This window comes from Salinivibrio kushneri (assembly GCF_005280275.1).
In the GTDB taxonomy this organism is placed as follows: domain Bacteria; phylum Pseudomonadota; class Gammaproteobacteria; order Enterobacterales; family Vibrionaceae; genus Salinivibrio; species Salinivibrio kushneri.
Genome location: NZ_CP040021.1, coordinates 1,115,877 through 1,138,748 on the forward strand (window position 1 = coordinate 1,115,877; position 22,872 = coordinate 1,138,748).

Consider the following 22,872-nt stretch of genomic DNA (forward strand, 5'->3'; position numbering starts at 1 on the left):
GGCAAAACTGAGAGACAAAAACGCCCGCATCAGTGGCGGGCGTTGTGAATAAGGTTGCTGTTTATACAGCGCGTCACACCGCCCGTGAGGAGCCGTGCCACCAAATAAGTGCAACAGAGTTCATGGATGTCGCCAATACACTCACGGCCTGTGCGGCAGTGGGTGCAGTGTGAATCGAATGTGATCTAGACGCGGCGTTGAAATACATGCTGCGAGACTCCGTCGTGACTGTTACCCTTAGCGCCATATTGCTCCCCGAGACTGAGAAGTGGTGCGCGTTAACCTGTGTACTAGTAAACTGATATTTTGCTTCTGTGTCAACGGGGAATTCAAAAAGAATGCAGAAAAAGTGCGGAATAAGCACACGATAATAAACAACAAAGATATTCACCGTGCTCGCTAAGCGCTGATTAACTTGGCGCATTCGCATCGACAGAGCCCGCATGGCGCGTACTCAGCCTCAGGCTGATAAGACACCAACTGACAGTGCCAAGGCGCGAGCGCATTAAGGAAACCCGATACACCATGATCATTGACTTACATAGCCATACCACTGCCTCCGACGGCCGCCTATCACCAAAAGATTTGGTGCAGCGCGCTGTCGAGCGTCGCGTGGGCGTGTTGGCGATTACCGACCACGACACCACCGCTGGGCTGGTGGAGGCACAAGCAGAAATCGACCATCAACGCTTGCCTCTTACACTGGTCAATGGCATTGAAATTTCGACCTTGTGGCAGAACTTTGATATCCACATTGTAGGGTTGAATGTCGACCCCCAGCATCCGGCATTAACCGCATTGATTGCCGAGCAAGCTGAGCGACGCCAACAACGCGCTGAGCTGATTGCTGAGCGGTTAGAGCGCTCGCATTACACAGGGGCGCTTGCGGGAGCGCGTGAACTGGCTGGCGATGCGCCGCTGACCCGTGCGCATTTTGCGCGCTGGTTGGTCGAGCAAGGTCACGCGAAAACCATGCAGGCTTGTTTTAAGCGCTTTTTAACCCGAGGGAACACCGGCTATGCACCACCGAACTGGTGTTCGATTGCAGATGCGGTTGCGGCGATCCATGAGGCCGGTGGGCAGGCGGTGCTTGCTCACCCAGGCAGATACAAACTCAAAGCCAAATGGTTGAAACGATTACTGACTGCGTTTTCTGAAGCCAATGGCGATGCTATCGAAGTCGCTCTTCCTCAGCAGTCGCAACAAGAGCGTCGCTTGCTAGCCGATTACGCGCGAGATTATGGTTTGTTGGCCTCGCTGGGATCGGATTTTCATTATCCCTCTCCGTGGACAGAGTTGGGCCGCAATTTATGGCTACCCAAAGACAGTCAGCCGGTTTGGTATGACTGGACATGGTTAGACGCAGCGGAACAAAAATGGCAATCAGTAAATCAACTAGATAGCGACAAGCCAGACGCGTTACAATAACGAAATACGTTATATTGATAGCGATAAGGATTATCCGGCGCGCAGATCATTCACGCTGGATTTGCGGTGCGCATCCCGATGGGGTCAAGCTACAGCAGGAGGAACCATGAGTCAGTTTTTTTATGTCCACCCAGAGAACCCGCAAGCGCGGCTGATCAAACAAGCGGTGGAAATTGTCCGAAACGGTGGGGTGATCATTTATCCCACCGATTCGGGCTATGCGCTTGGCTGTCAGCTTGAGAACAAACAAGCGTTAGAGCGTATTTGCCGTATTCGCGATCTCGATAAAGATCATAACTTCACCTTGTTATGTCGCGATCTGTCTGAGTTATCACTGTATGCACGGGTCGATAACGTTGCATTTCGCTTGATCCGCAACAATACACCTGGCGCGTATACATTTATTTTCAAAGCGACCAAAGAAGTGCCAAAACGTTTGATGAATCCAAAACGGAAAACCATTGGCATTCGTGTTCCAGATAACCAAATCGCCCTGGATTTGCTCGAGGCGCTGGGTGAGCCGCTAATGTCGACCTCACTGATTCTGCCCGGTAATGATTTCACCGAATCCGATCCTGAAGCGATTCGCGATCAGTTAGAGCACAGTGTGGATTTGATTATGCACGGTGGTGTATTGGGTGAGCACCCCACCACAGTGGTCGATTTCAGCGAAGGCTTGCCTGAAATTCGCCGCCATGGCAGTGGTGATCCCGCCCCGTTTGATTAATGTCAGATGACAGGTGAACCAACGCACAGTGTCGCGCGTACTTATCCGTGCAATGTTCTTGTTCTGATGTTGCGTCAACCTGTGGTTGACCTTCCATTCCCGCCCAGCCACCTTGCTGGGCGTTTTTTTGTCCAGGTGTTTTGCTATTGACTCAGCCACAACAGTTGATATGCCGTGAACGCGTGAAACTGTTTCTCTATCTCTACGCTTATTGGTATCATGCACGGCTGGCTAACTTATTATCGTTAGCTCTTATGCCAACCGAGACAGTGATGACGCCTGTGAAGGCGACAGTAAGGTAAGAAAACATGAGCGAAAAATTACAGAAGGTGCTAGCGCGTGCTGGCGTAGGTTCACGCCGCGAGATGGAAGGCTACATCCAAGCCGGTCGGGTGAGTGTTAATGGTGCTGTTGCCAAACTGGGTGACCGCCTTGATGATCCCAGTGCGTTGGTACGTGTTGATGGTCACGCGGTGCAGCTTAATGCGCCTTCTGAGTCTGTGTGTCGCGTTCTTGCATACAACAAACCAGAGGGTGAGTTGTGTACGCGAAGCGACCCAGAGGGGCGTCGTACCGTATTTGATCGCTTACCTAAATTGAAAGATGCGCGTTGGGTTGCGGTTGGCCGTTTGGATGCTAACACCTCAGGCTTAATGCTGTTCACGACCGACGGTGAATTAGCGAATCGCTTGATGCACCCAAGCCGCCAAGTGCAACGTGAGTACATGGTGCGTGTGTTTGGTGACGTGAACGAAGATATGGTGAAAAACCTGGTTCACGGCGTAGAACTAGATGATGGCGTGGCACGCTTTGAAGACGTCGTTTATGCGGGCGGCGAGGGCATGAATCACACCTTTTATGTGGTGATCACTGAAGGACGCAATCGTGAAGTGCGTCGTTTGTGGGAAACCCAAGGTGTAACGGTAAGCCGTTTGAAGCGCGTGCGTTACGGCGATATCTATCTTGAAAAAGACCTGCCGCGTGGCGGTTGGCGTGAGATGGACCTTAAAGAGGTCAACTATCTGCGCGAAATGGTAGAGATGAAGCCAGAGTCGCAGACGGTGATCACGCCAGAAGATCAAAAGCGTAAAAAATCGCGCCAGAAGATCCGCCGTGCGGTACGTCGCTACGAGGAGCGTATCGACAGCAATGATAAGCCGAAGAAAACACGCCAGGCTCGTCGGGGTAATGGACCCGCAGCAGGGCCGAAAGGCGGAAGCCCGAAAAAGGGTAATCAGCGCTCGGGCGCGCCGCGTGGTAAAGGCAAACCAAGAACGCGTAAGTAAGTCTGCGTGATGTTCGCTAAAGCCCGGCCATGTGCCGGGTTTTTATTTTTGTGTGACGGGGTCGCTGTCGTCGTGCTCTTTATTATTGATAGCAGCCATCTCATGCTTCTAATTGGTTCGCCGATCGCAAGCTAATGGTGATAATGATTATTGTTTGTGTTAGTTTTTGGGTTTATTTATAAACTTGTCGACAAACGGATGTGATGACAACGGCATTAGCACCAGAGCAAACCGCACGCTTTGATCGCATAGAGCGGGTTCTAGACTTTATTCACGCAAACCTTGACCAACCGCTTTCTGTCAGTGAGTTGGCCGCCCATAGCTGCTGGTCTCGCTGGCAATTGCAGCGCGTGTTCTCGGAACAAACCGGCGTGAGTGTGGCACACTATGTGCGTGAACTGAGACTTAGCTATGCTGCGAAACAGTTGCTCTCTCGGCCCGATAGAGTGATTGATATCGCGCTGTCGTTTGGGTTTACCTCAGAGGCGAATTTTTCCCGCGCATTTCGTCAGCAGTTCGGAGTGAGCCCTCGGACCTATCGTCGCCGAGGGGTGATGGATGGGATCCGAACGCCACTGCATGTCACCACACTGGCAACCCCAAAACCCTCATGGCTGTCAGTGCATATTCAAACGCGATCATCGATCACCCTGGTGGGGCAGACATCGCCGATATTAGGCTTGTTCGCACCTGAGCCCGATTTTACGGACGTGGTGCCTAAGCTGTGGCGTGATGCGTACGAGGCGGGCTTTATTGACGCCAGCCAGTCAAGCATTGGTGCGATTGATGTCGCCAGCGCCGATACGCTTCAAACGCCGTTACCGTATTTGGCGGGTCAACAAGGCGACACCTTACCGGCGGCTTCTTTGACTAAATGGACGGTGCCTGAGTCGACCTATGCGGTGATTACACATTTAGGGCCAGTGACTGAGCTACCTAATACTTTGCATACCTTTATTTATCATTGGTTGCCAGCCTCAGGCTATCGATGCACTGACGGGGTTGAGCTTGAAGTCTATCCGTCGGGTTATCAACCACAGCGTGACACGGCAGAAATGACGTATTGGATCCCGCTCGAGTGTCGCCATCATGCACCAAAATGAACAGTATTCATTTTGTATCTCTTTAAAATGCGAATGATTCCGTTTTACGTTTAATTTGCATTGAGAGGAAAACATCATGGATATGGGTTGTGCACGCATGCAGCAGGTTGGTGGATGGCGACTGTCCCCGTTAGCAATGGCGGTCATGGGGAGCTTGATGCTGCCATCAGCTTATGCCGAGTCGCAACACGCCGAGATGGAAACCATACAAGTCTTAGGCGACACCTACCGCAATACGGCGACTAAAACAGTACTGGCACCAGAAGAAACGCCTCAAGCGGTCACCGTCATCGACCGAGAGGCCATCGAACAGCGCCAAGCCAGTTCATTGAGTGAAGTGGTGCGCTATACGCCTGGTGTAAATACTGAGCTGCGGGGTGGGGCCGTCACGCGACTTGATCTCTTTAATATTCGTGGTTTTATCAACTATCAGAACTTTTTTGATGGCCTAGCGGTACCTTACAACACCTGGAATTTACAGCCTCAAATCGATCCGATTGCGATTGAACAAGTGGAAGTGTTTAAAGGCCCGACGTCGGTGTTATACGGGAATATTCCACCGGGGGGGATGGTGAATATGATCGCCAAGACGCCGCAACAAGAGGCGGCGCACCGTGTGGCAATGAGCACCGACTCTGATGCGCTGCGTGAAGTGTCTGTCGACAGTACCGGTGCAATTTCTGACACCCCATTGGCGTACCGGATGGTGGCGCTGGCACGACAAAAAGATGGCCAAGCGGGCGATTCAGAAGAAGAGCGCTATGTCGTCGCTCCATCGTTAGATTGGCGGGTGTCGCCAGATACCTTGGTGAACGTTAACCTTTATTACCAAGCGGATCCGGCAGCGGGGATTTATACCTCATTGCCGGCCAAAGGCTCGGTATTGCACAGTGACCAAGGCAGCCTTTCTAGCGACAGTTTTTCCGGTGACAACAACTGGAATACTTATGATCGTGAGTTTCTGATGCTGGGTTACAAGGTGCAGCACCAGCTCTCATCAAATTGGTCGTTGCTGCACTCGGCACGCTACACAGATGCCGATTTGCTGCAAAAAAACATGTATCACCAAAAAAGCAATGACGGTCGCCACTATCCGCGAAACGCTTACCTAACCGATGAGACAATGGCGGCTTGGGTGGTGGATACGCAGCTTTCTGGTGATTTGAACTGGGGGTCGGCACAGCACTACACCTTATTCGGTATTGATTATCAAGATATGTCTTCCGACGTTGATTATGACGATACGTTGGCGAATGTGGTGCCGGATATTGATATATTCGACCCCGACAACAACCAGGTTGACCCTGATTCTCTGGACTTTATCTACCAAGATCAGCATGACATCTCGGTAACGCAGACCGGCCTCTATGCCCAAGATCAGATCCTGTGGAACCAATGGGTGTTGCTCGCTGGGGCTCGTTACGACGAGTACGAGTTAAAAGATGACCAGCACACACTGTATGCGGGCTCACCGAGTACGTCAGAGAAAAACATTCGTCACTATAATCTGGCATTCCGTGCCGGTGCGATGTACCAGTTTGACAACGGCATTTCCCCTTATCTGAGTTACTCAGAAAGCTTTGAACCAACCGATATGGATAATCGGGGTAATGTGTTTGACCCTTCCACCGGCAAACAATGGGAAACCGGCCTCAAGTACTTGTCGCTAGACGGCAGCACGGGGCTGAATTTGGCGTTGTTCGAGCTTAAAAAGCAAGACGCGCTGGTGAATGATCCCAACGACTCATACGCGAAAATTCAAACCGGTGAAATCCGCTCTCGTGGCATAGAGGTCGAATTTAATCATGCACTTAGTGTAGAGACGGATGTGGCCTTAACTTATGGCTATATTGATATGGAGATCACGGATGACCCTAACCTAGAGGGCAAGACGCCAGTTTGGGTACCAGAGCAGACTGCCAGTGCGTGGCTGAATCACCAGATCAGTGCGGGGACACGCGTGAGTGTGGGCGCACGTTATGTGGGTGAGTCACAGGGTAACGCAACCAATACCTTTACGGTGCCCGACTATACCGTGTTTGATACTGCGATTAGTTACGATCTTTCGCAAGCGTCATCGTCGCTATCAGGCGCAAAACTGTCCCTATCTGCAACAAACTTGTTCGATAAAACCACTTACAGCTGTTTTGATGAATTGAACTGTTGGTATGGGGACGAACGCAATATCAAAGCCAAACTCAGCATCGATTTTTAAATCGGTGAGCTAAAACGAGCGCCCCCAACCATGGGGGCGCTGTGCTTAGCGCTTAGGTTGTGCATCGATACATTGTCCGTGCTCACCAATACCTTCTGGTGCCATCAGATACAGGTAGAGTGGCATAATATCCAATGGTGTTTTCAGTGTTTCTGGATCTTCCCCTGGGAACGCGCTCGCGCGCATACTGGTGCGGGTACCGCCTGGGTTGATCGCGTTGACACGTACCTTGGTATCAGACATTTCATCCGCCAGTACTTGCATCATGCCTTCGGTCGCGAACTTAGAAATCGCATAGCTGCCCCAATAAGCACGCCCTTGGTGGCCGACAGTCGATGTAGTAAACACCACGCGAGCATCGTCAGACTTTTTCAATAATGGCAACAGGGCTTGCGTCATCAGCATGGTCGCTTTGACATTCACTTGCATCACATCTTCATGTGACTTTTCATCAATTTGATCGAATGGGCTAAGCACACCGAGAAGGCCAGCGTTGTGCAACACGCCGTCTAAGCGCCCGAACTGTTGTTCAATGGTGTCTGCCATATCCAAATAATGCTGACGCGTGGCACCCAGCATATCCAGTGGGATAATCGCTGGCTGTGGTGCGCCCATGGCATCAATTTCATCGTATACTGCTTCAAGTTTTTTCACGGTGCGGCCGAGAAGAATGACAGTGGCCCCTTTCTCTGCATAGCTAAGTGCGGCTTGGCGGCCAATGCCAGCGCCTGCACCGGTCACCAAAATCACACGCCCTTCAAGCGCGTTTGAGCTTACTTGGTAGTCCACGATATAAATCCTTATTTATTGTTAAACGTAGATTATTGTAAGGTTGCAGGTAAAGTGTGACAACCAAGTGCGTGATGTACGGTTAACGGCATTGCCAACGTAGCGATAAAAAAGAGGATACAACATTGGATTTCATTGCGGATTATGGGCTTTTTCTGGCCAAAGTCGTCACTTTCTTATTAGCGGCATTTGTGTTGGTCGCTTTAGTGCGCGCCGCGAGCGACAAAGGGGGGCAAAAAGGTAGCCTGAAGCTCACTGACTTGACTGAGCGGTTTAAAAACTATCGTCAATCGTTAGAGCAGCATTTGTACAATGAGTCGTCGTTAAAAGCGCGAGAGAAAGACGAGAAAAAAGCCAAGAAAAAGGAAGAAAAGGCGCAAAAAGCCGCAGCCAAAAAGCAGAGCGAATCATCGGCTCAACGAGATCCACAACTGTTCGTGATCCACTTTAAAGGCAGCATTGATGCCCGCGAAGTGGAGGCGTTACGCGAAGAGGTGACGGCGATTTTGTCGGTAGCAACCGAACAGGACGAAGTCTTGGTCAACGTCGAGAGTGGTGGCGGTATGGTGCATGGCTACGGCCTAGCAGCGTCTCAGCTGGCACGCTTCCGTCAAGCAGGGGTGCCCTTAACCGTGGCGGTCGATAAAGTGGCGGCGAGCGGCGGTTATATGATGGCATGCGTCGCGGATAAGTTAATTGCAGCGCCGTTTGCGATTATTGGCTCGATTGGGGTGATTGCCCAACTACCTAACTTTAACAAGTTGCTAAAGAAAAACGATATTGAATTTGAGCAGCTGACCGCCGGTGAATTCAAGCGCACGCTTACCATGTTTGGTGAAAACACTGACAAAGCACGCGAGAAGTTCAAAACGGAGCTGGAAGAAACCCATGGTCTGTTCAAAGCGTTTATCAGCGAATACCGCCCGTCTCTCAATGTCGATGATGTTGCCACCGGTGAGCACTGGTTTGGTAACCAAGCATTGGAGCGAGGATTGATTGATGAGGTCTGTACCAGCGACGAGTATTTATTCCAGGCGGCGAATAACGAACGAAAAGTGCTGTCGGTGTCGTACCAGCAGCGGAAAAACATTGCGGAAAAACTGGCTGGTGCATCCGCGGAAGTGGCCGATCGCGTGTTGCTAAAATGGATCAGTCGTGGTCAGCGTCCGTTGGTGTAATTCATTTTCTGTGTCCTGTCTGTTGGCGCTAGACGTTAGACAACGGAGAGAAATAGCGGCAACAGGCGCACGATAATTAGCGAAATAGTGGTAATAGTGTGAGCCAAGCCAAAGATTACCGCATCCACTTAGCTATTTTGCGTGCGGCAATGGTAATGATTAGCGCGTTTTTGCCGGAAATCGGCATGAAGAATAATCGAGATATCACCATCACAATTGCGTAACAATTGTGGAAGGGACGAGCAATCAGCGTGTTTTGCTGCGAATTTAGTTGATATTCGGCTAGACTCGCTCAATATTGTAAACAGATAGCGGCACTCCGCATGGAAGTGCAACGCAACGAATTTTCGACAGTTTTAGCGCAAAGGGCGTCAATTAGGTCATTATGGGCAAATCTCTCGTCATCGTGGAGTCCCCAGCAAAGGCGAAAACGATCAACAAATATCTCGGCAAAGACTTCGTGGTGAAGTCGAGTGTCGGGCATGTTCGTGACTTGCCAACTGGAGCGACGCAAGGCGGTAAAAAAGCCGCACCTGTGTCCACGAAAGGGCTCAGCGCCGAAGAAAAAGCGCGAATTAAAAAAGAAAAAGAACAGAAGGCGCTCATCAATAAGATGGGCGTTGATCCTTACAATGGCTGGCAAGCGAAATACCAAGTGTTGCCCGGTAAGGAAAAAGTCGTCGCCGAGCTTAAGTCACTGGCTGAGCAAGCGGACCACGTTTATCTCGCAACGGATTTGGACCGCGAAGGGGAGGCCATTGCTTGGCACCTGCGCGAACTTATCGGTGGTGATAACGACCGTTTCAAGCGCGTCGTGTTTAATGAGATCACCAAAAATGCGATTACACAGGCGTTTGAAGCGCCGGGTGACGTCAATATTGACGGTGTTAATGCGCAGCAAGCGCGTCGTTTCCTAGACCGTGTGGTGGGCTTTATGGTCTCGCCGCTGCTATGGAAGAAAGTGGCGCGTGGCCTATCGGCCGGTCGTGTGCAGTCGGTCGCAGTCAAGCTGCTTGTTGAGCGAGAGCATCAAATAAAGGCCTTTATTCCCGAAGAGTTTTGGGATGTGCATGCCGACACGCTCACACCGAAAGAGCAAGCACTGCGTTTGCTCGTGGCGCAGCAAAACGGCAAGGCTTTTAAGCCGAAGAACAAAGATGAGGCGATGGCGGCGGTATCGGCGCTTGAGCACGCTAGTTTTGTGGTGCGTGATCGCGAAGATCGCCCGTCAACCAGCAAACCATCAGCGCCTTATATCACCTCAACATTGCAACAGGCGGCAAGTACGCGCCTGGGCTTTGGGGTGAAAAAAACCATGATGCTGGCGCAACGTTTGTATGAAGCCGGTTATATCACTTACATGCGTACCGACTCGACCAACCTCAGTAAAGAGGCGGTCGACGCGGCTCGTGGCCATATTGCCAGCGAATACGGTGAGAAATATTTACCTGAGTCGGCCAATGTCTACGGGGCAAAAGCCAACGCACAAGAAGCGCACGAAGCGATCCGACCTTCTGATGTGGGGGTTAAGGCCGATGATTTGCAGGGCATGGACCCCGATGCGCATCGTCTGTACGACTTGATTTGGCGCCAGTTTGTGGCCTGCCAAATGGTACCGGCAAAATATGACTCGACCACTTTGACGGTCGATGCGGGCGATTACACCTTGAGAGCCAAAGGCCGTACGCTGCGCTTTGACGGTTGGACGCGGGTACAGCGTCCTTCTGGTAAAAATGAAGATCAAACCTTGCCAGCGGTTGAGGTGGGTGAATCACTGACACTCGACAAGCTTGATCCCAAGCAGCACTTTACTAAGCCACCCGCCCGTTATACCGAAGCGGCCTTGGTTAAAGAATTGGAAAAAGCGGGCATTGGTCGTCCATCGACGTATGCGTCTATTATTTCCACCATTCAAGATCGTGGTTATGTGCGGGTCGAAAATCGTCGCTTCTATGCTGAGAAAATGGGCGAGATTGTCACAGACCGCCTCAACCAAAGTTTTGCCGATTTGATGGACTATGACTTTACCGCTCGCATGGAGGCATCACTGGATAAAATCGCGGAAGGTCAAGCTGACTGGAAAGGGGTACTTGACGACTTCTTTGCCGATTTCACCGCAGAGCTTGAACAAGCCGAGCAGGATGAAGACGAAGGTGGTATGAAGCCCAATAACATGGTGATGACAGATATCGACTGTCCAACCTGTGGGCGTAAAATGGGGATTCGTACCGCTTCGACTGGGGTGTTCCTCGGCTGTTCGGGTTACGCATTACCCCCGAAAGAGCGGTGTAAAACCACCATCAATCTGATGGATGAAGATGGCATTGTTAATGTGCTCGAAGAGGACGTTGAGACCGCTGATCTTCGGGCGATGAAGCGTTGTCCGATTTGTGAAACGGCGATGGACTCTTACCTCATTGATCAGCATCGCAAGCTGCATGTGTGTGGTAATAACCCGAGCTGTGAAGGCTACGTGGTTGAAAAAGGCGAGTTTAAGCCGAAAGGCTATGATGGCCCAGTGGTGGAGTGCGACAAATGTGGTAGCGACATGGTGCTGAAAAATGGCCGGTTCGGTAAATACATGGGGTGCACCAATGACGAGTGTAAGAACACGCGTAAGATCCTCAAAAATGGTGACGTGGCGCCACCGAAAGAGGATCCGGTGCACTTTCCAGAACTGCCATGTGAAAATTCAGACGCCTACTTTGTGCTACGCGATGGCGCTTCAGGCTTGTTTATGGCCGCGAGCAACTTCCCCAAATCCCGCGAGACACGCGCGCCGCTGGTGGAAGAGCTTCATCGCTTCAAAGAGCGTATTTCGGACAAGTTCAAATACCTTGCCGATGCCCCGCAGGAAGATCCCGATGGGCGTCCTACTGTGATTCGTTTTGCGCGTAAAACTAAAGAGAATTACGTGCGCAGCGAAGAAAACGGTAAACCAACGGGTTGGTCAGCCTTCTTTGTGGATGGTCAGTGGGAAGTCACTGATAAGCGCAAGAAGAAAGCCAAAGCCTAATAGGCGCACGCGCCAACAATTAAGCCCGCCGCTAAGGCGGGTTTGTTGTTTTAGAGAAAGCTTGCCCTTGCTTGATCCGCACCAATATCTCCTCGACAACAGTTGTTAAAATCCCGCCTTTGTCTTTTACCGCTGAGGCGTCATGGAGCTGCATCAACTTGTTAATACACTAGGCCAAGACTTAAAACACCGTTATGGTGAACGTGTCCATAAGCTGACACTACATGGTGGTTTTAGTTGCCCCAATCGTGATGGCACGCTCGGGCGAGGCGGTTGTACCTTTTGCAATGTCGCCTCGTTTTCCGATGAAACCGCGCAGCACCAAACCGTTAGCGATCAACTGCGCCTGCGCTCGAAAGAGGTAGACCGAGCACGTCGTTATCTGGCGTATTTTCAAGCCTATACCAGTACTTATGGTGAAGTCGCGCGATTAAAGGCTTTGTACCAGCAAGCACTCGCGCGTGAAAACATGGTCGGGTTATGTGTCGGTACTCGGCCAGATTGTGTGCCTGAGCAGGTGTTGACGCTGTTGGCGGACTATCGTCAACAAGGGTTTGAAGTCTGGTTAGAGCTGGGTTTGCAAACCGGCCATGATAAAACGTTAAAGCGCATTAACCGTGGCCATGATGTGTCGGTGTACGAGCGGATCACTCAACAAGCCCGTGCGCTCGGTATCAAAGTATGCACGCATTTGATTGTTGGCCTGCCTGGAGAGGGCATCACCGATCATCAAACAACGATTGACCGTGTGGTGAGCACAGGCACCGATGGCATCAAATTGCATCCGCTGCATATTGTTGAGGGGAGTATCATGGCGAAAGCGTGGCGGGCGGGGCGTCAAAGCGAAATTACATTAGACGCCTACGTCGATAGCGCCACGATGATGATCCAGCGAACGCCCCCTGAGGTGGTGTATCATCGCGTGTCTGCGAGCGCGCGTCCACCGACGTTACTGGCCCCTTCATGGTGCGAGAACCGCTGGTTAGCGATGACCGCCATTGCTAACCAGCTGGACCAACATGGCGCACAAGGCACCGCGCTCGGTACTGCTTTTACTGCACGTTAGGCTCTGATTGTGAGGAAGATACGCCGGGAGTGAGCCGACGCAGCAGTTGGCCAATATCTTGCAAAATCAGATATAAACACGGCACCAAAAACAGCGTTAGCAAGGTGGCAAACATCACCGCAAAGCCAAGTGCAACAGCCATTGGGATCACAAAACGCGCTTGCAGGCTGGTTTCAAACATAATGGGGAGTACCCCCGCAAAGGTGGTGATAGAGGTCAGTGTGATTGCCCGAAAACGGGCACAGCCTGCGTCGATCACTGCTTGTTTGATCGCAACACCCGCGTTGCGCGCTCGATTAATATAATCCGTCATCACCAGCGCATCGTTGACTACCACGCCTGCGGCGGCAATCAAACCAAAGGTCGACATCATACTTAAATCAATATCAAACCAATAATGCCCCCAAATAGCCCCCGTTAAGCTAAAAGGGATCACAGACATGATAATCAGTGGTTGTGTGTAGCTTTTTAAGGGCACGGCTAACAACGCATAGACCACAATCATCCCGGCCACAAAGAAAAGCTTTTGTTCATCTTGCTGGGCTTGTTGTTCTTCAATCGAACCACTGAGTTCACTGGTAACCTCCGGATAATCGGCCAATACCTCAGGTATCACCGATTGCTGAATGGTCTCCACTACTTGATTGGGTTCCACTAACTCTTCATCAATCGCCCCATAGACATAAACCGTTCTAAATCCAGCTTCACGGCGCAGGCTACTCACCCCAGGTTGCTGTTCAAGTTTAACCACATCGCCCAACATAACTTGTTGACCGGTTGGGGTGGTGATCACCGCATAACGTAAGGATGAAAATGCCTCCCGGGTTAATTTGGGATAACGCACCATGACTCTTATTTCTTCACCGTCACGGATCAGGCGCTGCGCTTCCCCGCCATAGAAACTCCCACCGACTTGCTGTGCAATGGTGGTGAGATCCAGTCCTAGATCATGAGCCACGGGCGTGAGGGAAATAAGCACTTCCTGGCTGCCGGAATCGATGGAAGACGACACATCAAAAAGGCCCGTTTGCTGGTTAAGGCGCGACATTAACGCACGTCCGGCCGCATTGAGTGTGTCGATATTGGGCCCAAAAAGGAGAAAGCCAAACTCATCACCTTGTTCTCCACCATTCACATCATCTTGAATGGTGAGTTTTTTAACCCCTGGGATCTCCGGCATCGCCTCGCGCCAGCGCCGTGATAATTCGAAGGTGGTAAAGGGGCGCAATGTATCATCGACTAAAGGGATCACCAGTTGTCCCGAGGTTCGCCCTTCATTAAACACCAGGGTATCTTGCACCATGGCTTGGCCCGTTTCGGCTTCTGTGGCGTTATCGACCCGGTAGACCATACTTTCAATGGCTTTGAGTGCGGCTATGGTTTGCTCACTGGAGGCGTTATTGTTCATCTCAAGACGAATATTGGGAAAATCATGCGGGACTTTGGGCGTCGGCACCATACGCACGTGGCTGGCAACCACCAATGAAACACTGATAGCTAATAAGGCACCAAATAATGCGAAAGCCGACCAGCGCCAATGCACGGCGAAGGTGACGGCGCGGCGGTATGGCCCATTGACAAAGCGATGGAATTGCCGATTAAAACGCTGGCGAAAGCTATTTGATTTGGGCGTGGAAAAGTGGGTGTGCGCCAAGTGAGCGGGCAAAATAAGCTTCGACTCTACCAAGCTAAAGATCAGACACAAGATGACGATTGACGCGATGCCAAAGAAAAAGGCGCGTTCAGGGCCGCTCGACATAATAAAAGGGGCAAAAACGGCAATGGTGGTGAGCACGCCAAAAGTGGCAGGGGTGGCAACACGCTGCGCCCCGGCGACAACGTTATTGACGCCGCCACCCATGTGCTCCACTTCGGTATACACACTTTCGCCGATAACGATCGCGTCATCGACGACAATCCCCAACACCATAATGAACGCAAATAGCGAAACGATGTTAATGCTGACCCCAATCACTGGCATTAACATGACCGCGCCAAGAAAGCATACGGGCAAACCGATAAGCACCCAGAGGGCAAGTTTAAAGCGCAAGAATAGTGTCAGCAGTAACGCAACCAGTACCGCCCCTTGTAATAAGTTTTTGAGCATCATATCAAGGCGGGCATTGAGGTAGTGTGTCATATCGACCACCGATTTGAGCGCCAGCCCGGCGGGCAATGTCGCGTTCTTTTCACTGATGTAACCTTTGACAGCGTCGGCGACAGTGACCATGTTTTCCGACGCCGTGGCGTTCACCGAGAGAAAAATCGCGTTTTGCCCTGAGTATTTAAAATAACGTTCGCCCTCTGTAAAGCCGTCTTTAATGGTGGCAATATCCTGTAGCAATAATCGACTGCCGTTGGGGCCAATTTTGATTGGGATCTGGCGAAATTCATCACCGCGGTAGCGTTGATTCTCGACCCGAATTGCAATCATGCCGCTGTCGGTGCGTACCTCCCCGGCAGAGAAATTGGCTGAGTAGCGGGCAATGGCGTCACTCACCTGATTAAGCGTGAGGTTATACTTGCGCAGAATACGGGGGGCCACTTCGATGGCAATTTCGTAGGTAGGGGCACTGAGCTCCACCAAGGTGACGTCCTTGAGTTGGAGGAGTTCGTCCTCAATGTCCTGTGCTGCGCGTTTAAGCTCAGTGAGTGGCTTATTGCCTACCACTGCCATCTGAATAACGGTTTGGCGAAACTCCACTTGCGCGACATTAAGCGGCTCCATCGACGCGGGGAGGTTGGACAGAGCGTCGACCTCTTGTTTTACGCGATCCAGGACGAGATTGAGATCTTCCCCAACATCCACTTCGATTTCTACTTGACCAAATCCGCGCCGCGCGGTTGAAACCACCGATTCGATCCCGGTGACATCTTTAATCGCCTCTTCGACTTTAACCAGAATACTTTCTTCGACCTCCTGTGGAGACGCCCCAGGATAGTCCGCTGTGATATGGATATAGTTGATTTCGATGTTAGGGAACATCTGTCGCTGAATGAAAAAGTAACTGGCGACCCCCATGATGAGTACAAATACCATGATCAGGTTTGCAGCAACCGGGTTGTGGGCAAAATAGGCAATGAGCCCACGCGATGGCGTGTCAGCATTATTCATGTTCACCCTCCGGCGATACCTGCGATGCGACGCGAACCGTCATGCCAGGCTCGGGGAATTCAGGCAGCGTGGTAACCACTTGGTCATCATCACTTAAGCCTTGGTCAGCGTAGATATACTGGCCCTCCGTTCTTACCACGCGTAGCGTGCGCGGGGTGAGTTTTCCCGCTTGGTTGACTACCCAAACTTGACGATTGTTTATCAAGGACTGCGGCAGCTTAAAGACGTTCTCCAACGTTGCCCCTTTGAACGTCGCCTCGATATAACTACCAAAAGGTAGGGCAGGTTTAGCCGACTGGATGCCGTAAGGATCATCAAGGCGCACCACTACCCGCATCATGCGCGTACTTTGCTCTACGATGCCGAGATCGCGCACCAGTCGCGCTTGGCGTTGAGCCGGTTCGCTGCCGTTGCGAGTAAGCTGAACCTCGATCCCTGCTAAGGGTGTGGGGAGAAAGAGGGTGTCGAAGCCAGCAATAGGCAAATGCACTTCCGCCGCCTCGATACTATTAAGGACCCCCACCGGGCTTCCTGCGTTGATGTACTGCCCAACCCCGACGTCTCGCGACACGACGAGTGCATCGTAAGGGGCAGTCACTTGGCAGTTGTCTAAGTCGCGTTGTGCACGTTTTAACGCTGCTTGTGCTGATTTTACGCGGGCTTTTGCACTGAGGACTTGTGGCTTGCGTAAGTAAAGATCGGTGACTTGTGAGGAAGGAAGGCTTTTTGCTTGACGTTTTGCCACCGCGGCCTGGGCTTGTTCTTCTATCAAGGCCGCTTTTGCACTGGCAAGGTCGGCTTCGGCATTTAGTACCGCGGCTTGATAGTTCTCAGGCTCAATGGAAAACAGCACATCACCACGTTTAACAATGCCGCCAGCAACAAAGTTTGGATGCCAAGCGACGACTTCACCGGACACTTGAGCAGAAAGCTGTGTGGTCTCGACAGGGATGACCTCACCGTGCGCTCGTAAAACCACTTGGTGCTGGGTTGGGTGAACAACGCGTGTTTCAACAATCGGTGGTGGCGGGGACGCAGCATTTTCTTGGGGAGCGGACTTTGTTGCCGCGATGGCGGTATAGCCCAGATAGCCAAGACCGAGAATGATAAGAGGTAAAAACCAACGTAGTCCTTTCATTGATGCCGGGATCCTTTTTCGCCATGGCGGTATATTGCACTATGGGGTGAGCTTAACGCTTCATTGACTAATCTATCACGCGAATCTGTTGATTGAATGACAGGTCAACCTAACTTTTGATGCGCATCAGTTTTTCTATAACAGCGAGTACGGCTTAATATGCAACAGCGATCGTTGTGCGGCGATGTAAAAAGCCCTCGATCGCGGGACAAGGCGTTGTCGCGGGGGAGTTCCGATGACGTAAACACAGTTGTAGCCGTGGTTATTTTTCATAATAAAATTACATAACTCCTAAATTCCATGCATTTTTTTACCGTTTTTGACGATAATAAAATGTATTTTACGTAAAAAAATACCCTCCTCTATCCATTCTCTTCTCGTTAATTTTGTAAGAAAAATAAGATTGGCGACTTTTGCCGTTTTTGACGTGATTTCGTGTTCGTACTCTATGATTTTTATTTCATTTTATTGACATGAAAATACGCTTCTCCGGAAGCTGTCATTCCTAAATAAATGTATAAATAATTGTTTATAAAGCACTTTGTGTTTTTTATGAATAAGATCCATGTCATAAAACGGTCAAAAACATGCTCTATGTCATATTATTCGTATTAAAAATTAAGTCGTGATTGATATTTTTCTCTGCGTAATTAGTCTGAGGATGTGGTTACACGAAATGTGTAAGCAGCGGGGGAAAGCTGAAATATATTTCTCAGCTTTCAAATCGGTTTTGCACTCGACAAAACTTAATAAATCAACGAGGCAAAGCCAGTATCTTGCAGATAGCAGGAGTCTTTCATGAATAAAATGTTTAGCGTATCGACATTAGCTGCAGCTGTTTTTAGTGCGGTGGTGGCGGCGCCAGCAATGTCACAAACATTATCCTCAGAGACATCACCTTTTTTTACTGAATCTACCTTAAGTGGGAATCTCAATTTTTGGATGCGATCCCGTGATCGCGCAGGTACAGATGCCAACGGCAACGATACGGCCAAAGAAACCAACCTTGACCATGGCTCTATCTATGCAAATCTTGCCTTTAACTCAGGCTATGCTGCGGAAGTGGTTGGACTTGATTTGATGGCCTTTAGTACCTTTGATATGTGGCAAAACGGTAGCCCGGACCACGAAATGAACTTTTGGGGCGTGAATAACCCCTTTGATAAAGAGCCAGATGATAGCGAATGCACGGGCGCATGGGACGATGTGTGCACGGATAATGGTGTATCTCTGGCTACTGCGGCGGCTAAGTTTAAATTTGGCGAAAACGTAACGGCGAAGCTGGGTTATTTTCAGCCTTCAGTACCAAGCACGATTGGTATTAACTGGTCGTTTGCGCCGGGCACTCATGTGGGTGGGGAGTTAGGTCTGAGTGTCGATAATCTTGATCTGGGCCTTGTGGTCTCCGAGCGCTATAAAGCGCCTTGGTTTAAAGAAACCTATGAATTTCAAACGACCGATGGTGAAGACGCTGGTACCGCCTATTCGTTAGGGGCGCGGTATACATTGGATAATGATGTTTCTATCGATGCGGCTTATGGGGCTTTAAGTGACGGTGACCGTTGGAATGCCCATCTCAAAGTCAAAGGCACCACTGAGGGTGGCGTGTATTGGTCGCCGCAACTTTATGTGGTCGATGATGATGAGCAATATGATAGCACGGCATTCCAGCTAGCGATGCTTACCAGTATGTCATCAGGTCAATACTCTTATCGTGCAGAGGCCACCTATACCGAAGCCGACTCCGGCGATCCTGCCAAGGTGCAAAATTTAGCGTATCGCTTGACGAGTCAATATGGTGGCTCGAACGGTACCTATGACATTTGGTGGAATAACCGCTCGGACTTTAACCACGATGAAGAACTGGCGGTATTTGGGTCGTTATCGCGTGATTTCTCGGATATTGGTGCAAAAGGCTTTAGTGCAGGCTTTAACGGCGCTTATGGCTTTGGCTCATCCGCCAAGGGATACGATGATCTAAAAGAATACTCTTATAGCCTGTTTGCGAATTACGCCATTCAAACCGGTGCACTTAAAGATGCGAAAGTAAGCTTCTACTTCACGCAGTACTTTAACGATACCGATGCGCCGAGCTGGAAAGGGTATACCAATCTCTTCCAAGACGAAGATGACTTTAAGCTAACGTTAGCGATTCCTTTCTCCATTAAGTAACGTCTTTTTTGGTACTGTCTTTTAGCTGGGCCTAGCGCTCAGCTTTTTTTATGTGCTGTGCAATCAAACTACATCAGGTTGCCAGCGCATTTGGGTGAATATCACTGGCTTTGGTTAATCGTGCTCTCAAGTCAAAATGCTGCTAATCACTGGCAATGCCCACACAATATTCGACCCTTTATCTTTCCACCAAAAATCACTATGACAAAACAAGTAAAAAGTCGCACTAAGTCGCTTAACAGCATAGTATGTCGCTAGCATATTGATAGATTGGTCAGCCTTGGTAAAGTGACCCTATAATCACTAACAAATAAAACGTTGAATTAATGAGAGAGGGTATGATGAGTAAGAAGCGCCGCTATTCATCGGAAGTGGTTGATGGGGTGTCTAAAGCACCGGCTCGTGCCATGTTGCGCGCGACTGGCTTTGAAAAGCAGGATTTCTCAAAACCGCAAGTGGGCATTGCTTCGACTTGGAGCATGGTGACACCGTGCAATATGCATATCAACGAACTGGCCGATCATGCCTGCAGTGGTGTGGACGCTGATGGTGGTAAGGGCGTTATCTTTAATACCATTACCATTTCTGATGGTATTGCCAATGGTACGGAAGGTATGAAGTATTCTTTGGTCTCTCGTGAAGTGATCACGGACTCCATTGAAACGGTTGCGGCATGCCAAGGTTTTGATGGCTTGGTGACCATTGGTGGTTGCGATAAAAACATGCCCGCTTGCGTTATTGCCATGGCCCGACTTAACCGGCCTTCCATATTCGTCTATGGCGGAACGATCAAACCGGGTGCAAATCATACCGATATCGTGTCTGTATTCGAGGCAGTGGGTCAGCATGCTAAAGGCGATATTGAATTAATAGATGTTGAAAAGATAGAGAAAACGGCCATTCCTGGCGCAGGTTCTTGTGGTGGTATGTACACCGCGAATACGATGGCATCCGCTATTGAAGCCTTGGGATTAAGTTTGCCGGGCAGTTCAGCTCAAGAAGCGATCTCACAAGATAAGCGTGTGGATTGCGAAGCGGCGGGTAAAGCGGTGGTGCGTTTAATCGAAGAGGGCATTCGCCCCTCAGACATTATGACGCGGGAAGCATTTGAAAATGCCATCACTGTGACCATTGCGCTTGGCGGTTCAACCAATGCGGTGCTGCATTTGTTGGCTATGGCGAATACGGTTAATGTAGATTTAAGCTTGGATGACTTTACACGCCTAGGGCAAAAAGTCCCTGTGCTTGCGGATTTGCGTCCAAGTGGTCAGTACATGATGTCAGAGCTTGTGGCCATTGGTGGTATTCAACCATTGATGAAGCGTCTATTGGACGCGGGTCTATTGCATGGTGATTGTTTAACGGTGACAGGAAAAACCTTGGCGGAGAACTTAGAAGAGGTTGAAGACTATCCTGATCACCAAGATATTATTCGTCCGTTTGATAATCCTATTAAGCAAACCAGTCACTTGGTGGTATTGAAAGGCAATGTCTCTCCGACGGGGGCCGTGGCAAAAATCTCGGGCAAAGAGGGTACGCAGTTTACTGGTCGCGCTCGCGTATTCCACTCTGAAGAAGAAGCCTTGCAAGCGATTTTAGATGGCAAGATCGTAAAAGGGGATGTGATTGTTATTCGCTACGAAGGACCCAAAGGGGGCCCAGGCATGCGCGAAATGTTGAGTCCAACTTCTGCCGTGATGGGGCGTGGCTTGGGTAACGACGTTGCGCTGATCACGGATGGTCGCTTCTCTGGGGGGAGTCATGGTTTTGTCGTAGGCCATGTGACACCGGAAGCCATGGATGGTGGCCCCATCGCCATTATTGAAGATGGTGACACCATTTCTATTAATGCTGATGATATGTCGATTGATGTCGATTTAACGCAAGCCGAAATGAATCAGCGTTTAAGTCAGTGGCAACAGCCAGAGCCACGATACAAACGCGGCGTATTGGCAAAATATGCCAATACTGTGATTTCCGCAGCGGAAGGGGCGGTGACTGACCAAGATCTAAAACTATAAATCGTTGTTGAGTTTTACGGTTTATCACTTGGTTGCTCAGCCAGTCTTAGCGCTTCACCAAGGTTTGAATGTGCTGTGCAATCAAATTACATAAGGTTGCCAGCGCATTTTTATGTGCATGGTCGAGCGGGTAAGAGGCATTCAACCGAAAGCAATGGGCAAACTGTGCGTGTGTTGCAAACATATTGCCCGGCGCGATACTGATATGATGTTTGAGCGCAAGGTGGTAAAGCGCGGTGGTATCACTGTCTTTGGGCAAAGTTATCCATAAAAAATACCCCCCTTGGCTGTTAATGACATTAACGCCTTGCGGTAAATGGGCGTTCAGAAACTGATAGGTCGCTTTTTTTCGTTCAGCCAGTGTGCGACGCAGCTGCTTTAAGTGGTGTTCATAGTTGCGGTTATGAAGATAATGCGCGACGGCAAGCTGAATGGGGACGCTGGTGGTCACTGTGCTCATTAGCTGCAGCTTTTGTAGTTTCTGGGCTTGATCACCGGCTGCCACCCAACCAAGGCGAAAGGCATCGACCAAGGTTTTTGAGAAAGACGAGCAGTGCAAAACATGACCGCTGTTATCGAACGCTTTAGTAGGGTGCGGTTTGTGTTCGCCATCATAGAGTTCGCCATAGACATCGTCTTCGATTAAATACACCTGATAGCGTTTGACGAGTTCGGCAAGGCGTGCTTTTTTCGCGTCTGACAGCGAATATCCCAACGGATTTTGATGATTGCTCATCAGCCAACAAGCGCGGACTGGATGCGTTTGCAAGGCGCGTTCGAGCGCATCGAGATCAATCCCTTCCGTCGGATGTGTTCGGATCGCCATCGCTTTGAGTCCCCGGTTTTCAAGGGCTTGTAGCGCACCGTAAAACGCCGGACTTTCAACAGCGACCCAATCCCCAGGTTGTGTAACCGCGCGTAAGCTCAGGTTAAGCGCATCCAACCCGCCTGCGGTGATCACGATTTCATCGGGAGAAACCTGCATCCCCTGCGCTGCATAGCGTTGGGCAATCAGGTGGCGTAGTTGAGCATTACCCGGGGGAAGATTGTCGACCACACTATGAATCGACATAAAGCGCACCGCAGTGGTGAGCGAGCGGTTTACTTGATGGCGAGGGGCGAGCAGGGGATCAACATAGGCATGCCCATAGCTCGCCATACCCGGCGAGCGGCTGGCTTGCAACACATCGAAAATATAGTCATTGATATCGACAGATTCTGCAGGATGAATCGCACTATCTGGCTTGTTATCGTCGAGTTCGGCATGGGGAGCGACGCGGTAACCTGAGCGGGACTGAGAAACAATCCACCCTTGGCTTTCAAGCAGTTGATAGGCTTGAAGCACCGTCATGACACTCAACCCTGAATAAGCGGCCTGTTTTCTCAGCGAGGGGAGCTTTTCTCCCACATGCCAAATGCCTGCTTGAATTTGTTGTTTGATCTGCTCGCTAAGCTGCTGATACTTGGACATCTTCCTACCATAATCGCCGCTAAGTGAACCAGACTATAACACTGAAAATATCAAACTGTTATAGGTTAATCTGAGTCGTCTGTGTATGGGCACATTAAAAATGGGCTTCTACCATACGCGTTGGTCTAATTACTAAAGTGGACTTCA

Annotated in this window: 15 protein-coding genes and 1 other annotated feature; of the genes, 11 read left to right on the forward strand and 4 right to left on the reverse strand. The window is 50.3% G+C overall.

Features of this window, described 5'->3' with window-relative positions; all coding sequences use genetic code 11:
- Nucleotides 1-14 precede the first annotated feature (14 nt).
- Nucleotides 15-109: a sequence feature (Trp leader region), on the reverse strand.
- Between the two features lie 416 nt (nt 110-525).
- From rnm to FCN78_RS05410, 5 genes are all read left to right on the forward strand, one after another.
- Nucleotides 526-1,428, forward strand: a complete 903-nt coding sequence (gene rnm / locus FCN78_RS05390; RefSeq protein WP_077458908.1) for an RNase RNM — start codon at nt 526-528, stop codon at nt 1,426-1,428.
- 106 nt (nt 1,429-1,534) lie between these two features.
- Complete coding sequence (locus tag FCN78_RS05395) at nt 1,535-2,155, forward strand: L-threonylcarbamoyladenylate synthase (RefSeq protein ID WP_069362606.1); 621 nt, start codon at nt 1,535-1,537, stop codon at nt 2,153-2,155.
- Nucleotides 2,156-2,463: 308 nt separating this feature from the next.
- A complete protein-coding gene (rluB, locus tag FCN78_RS05400) occupies nt 2,464-3,441 on the forward strand; it encodes a 23S rRNA pseudouridine(2605) synthase RluB (RefSeq protein ID WP_069362605.1) in 978 nt (325 codons plus the stop codon).
- Nucleotides 3,442-3,644: 203 nt separating this feature from the next.
- A complete protein-coding gene (locus FCN78_RS05405) occupies nt 3,645-4,544 on the forward strand; it encodes a helix-turn-helix domain-containing protein (RefSeq protein ID WP_077659497.1) in 900 nt (299 codons plus the stop codon).
- A gap of 76 nt (nt 4,545-4,620) precedes the next feature.
- Nucleotides 4,621-6,759 carry a TonB-dependent siderophore receptor gene (locus FCN78_RS05410; RefSeq protein WP_235607586.1) on the forward strand — a complete coding sequence of 713 codons (2,139 nt, stop codon included), beginning with the start codon at nt 4,621-4,623 and terminating at the stop codon, nt 6,757-6,759.
- 45 nt (nt 6,760-6,804) lie between these two features.
- On the opposite strand, the gene FCN78_RS05415 is transcribed toward FCN78_RS05410, so the two are convergent.
- Nucleotides 6,805-7,548 carry a YciK family oxidoreductase gene (locus FCN78_RS05415; protein ID WP_077659498.1) on the reverse strand — a complete coding sequence of 248 codons (744 nt, stop codon included), beginning with the start codon at nt 7,546-7,548 and terminating at the stop codon, nt 6,805-6,807.
- A 125-nt stretch (nt 7,549-7,673) separates the two neighbouring features.
- On the opposite strand from FCN78_RS05415, the gene sohB reads away from it, so the two are divergent.
- The 4 genes from sohB (at nt 7,674) to mnmL (ending at nt 12,808) form a co-directional block, all read left to right on the forward strand.
- A complete protein-coding gene (gene sohB, locus FCN78_RS05420) occupies nt 7,674-8,726 on the forward strand; it encodes a protease SohB (RefSeq protein ID WP_077659499.1) in 1,053 nt (350 codons plus the stop codon).
- Between the two features lie 98 nt (nt 8,727-8,824).
- The gene (locus FCN78_RS16090; RefSeq protein WP_255377389.1) at nt 8,825-8,950 is read left to right on the forward strand and encodes a hypothetical protein; all 126 of its coding nucleotides are present in this window, start codon (nt 8,825-8,827) and stop codon (nt 8,948-8,950) included.
- 161 nt (nt 8,951-9,111) lie between these two features.
- Entirely contained in the window at nt 9,112-11,742 is a 2,631-nt protein-coding gene (topA, locus tag FCN78_RS05425; RefSeq protein WP_077522466.1) for a type I DNA topoisomerase, read from the forward strand.
- A gap of 142 nt (nt 11,743-11,884) precedes the next feature.
- A complete protein-coding gene (gene mnmL / locus FCN78_RS05430) occupies nt 11,885-12,808 on the forward strand; it encodes a tRNA modification radical SAM protein MnmL/YtqA (RefSeq protein WP_077659500.1) in 924 nt (307 codons plus the stop codon).
- On the opposite strand, the gene FCN78_RS05435 is transcribed toward mnmL, so the two are convergent.
- Nucleotides 12,795-15,923 (reverse strand): efflux RND transporter permease subunit, encoded by a 3,129-nt coding sequence (locus FCN78_RS05435; protein ID WP_077659501.1) that lies wholly within the window; start codon nt 15,921-15,923, stop codon nt 12,795-12,797. The two genes, mnmL and FCN78_RS05435, sit on opposite strands and share 14 nt — an antisense overlap.
- Nucleotides 15,916-17,061 carry an efflux RND transporter periplasmic adaptor subunit gene (locus FCN78_RS05440; RefSeq protein ID WP_077659502.1) on the reverse strand — a complete coding sequence of 382 codons (1,146 nt, stop codon included), beginning with the start codon at nt 17,059-17,061 and terminating at the stop codon, nt 15,916-15,918. The genes FCN78_RS05435 and FCN78_RS05440 overlap by 8 nt, the downstream gene beginning before the upstream one ends.
- A gap of 798 nt (nt 17,062-17,859) precedes the next feature.
- Here FCN78_RS05440 and FCN78_RS05445 point away from each other — a divergent pair.
- Together FCN78_RS05445 and ilvD are read left to right on the forward strand one after the other, a co-directional pair.
- Nucleotides 17,860-19,233, forward strand: a complete 1,374-nt coding sequence (locus FCN78_RS05445) for an OprD family porin (protein ID WP_077459155.1) — start codon at nt 17,860-17,862, stop codon at nt 19,231-19,233.
- Between the two features lie 338 nt (nt 19,234-19,571).
- Nucleotides 19,572-21,254: a dihydroxy-acid dehydratase gene (gene ilvD / locus FCN78_RS05450; protein WP_198535302.1), complete on the forward strand. Its 1,683-nt coding sequence runs from the start codon at nt 19,572-19,574 to the stop codon at nt 21,252-21,254.
- 46 nt (nt 21,255-21,300) lie between these two features.
- On the opposite strand, the gene FCN78_RS05455 is transcribed toward ilvD, so the two are convergent.
- Nucleotides 21,301-22,725: an aminotransferase-like domain-containing protein gene (locus tag FCN78_RS05455; protein WP_077659503.1), complete on the reverse strand. Its 1,425-nt coding sequence runs from the start codon at nt 22,723-22,725 to the stop codon at nt 21,301-21,303.
- Nucleotides 22,726-22,872: the final 147 nt, after the last annotated feature.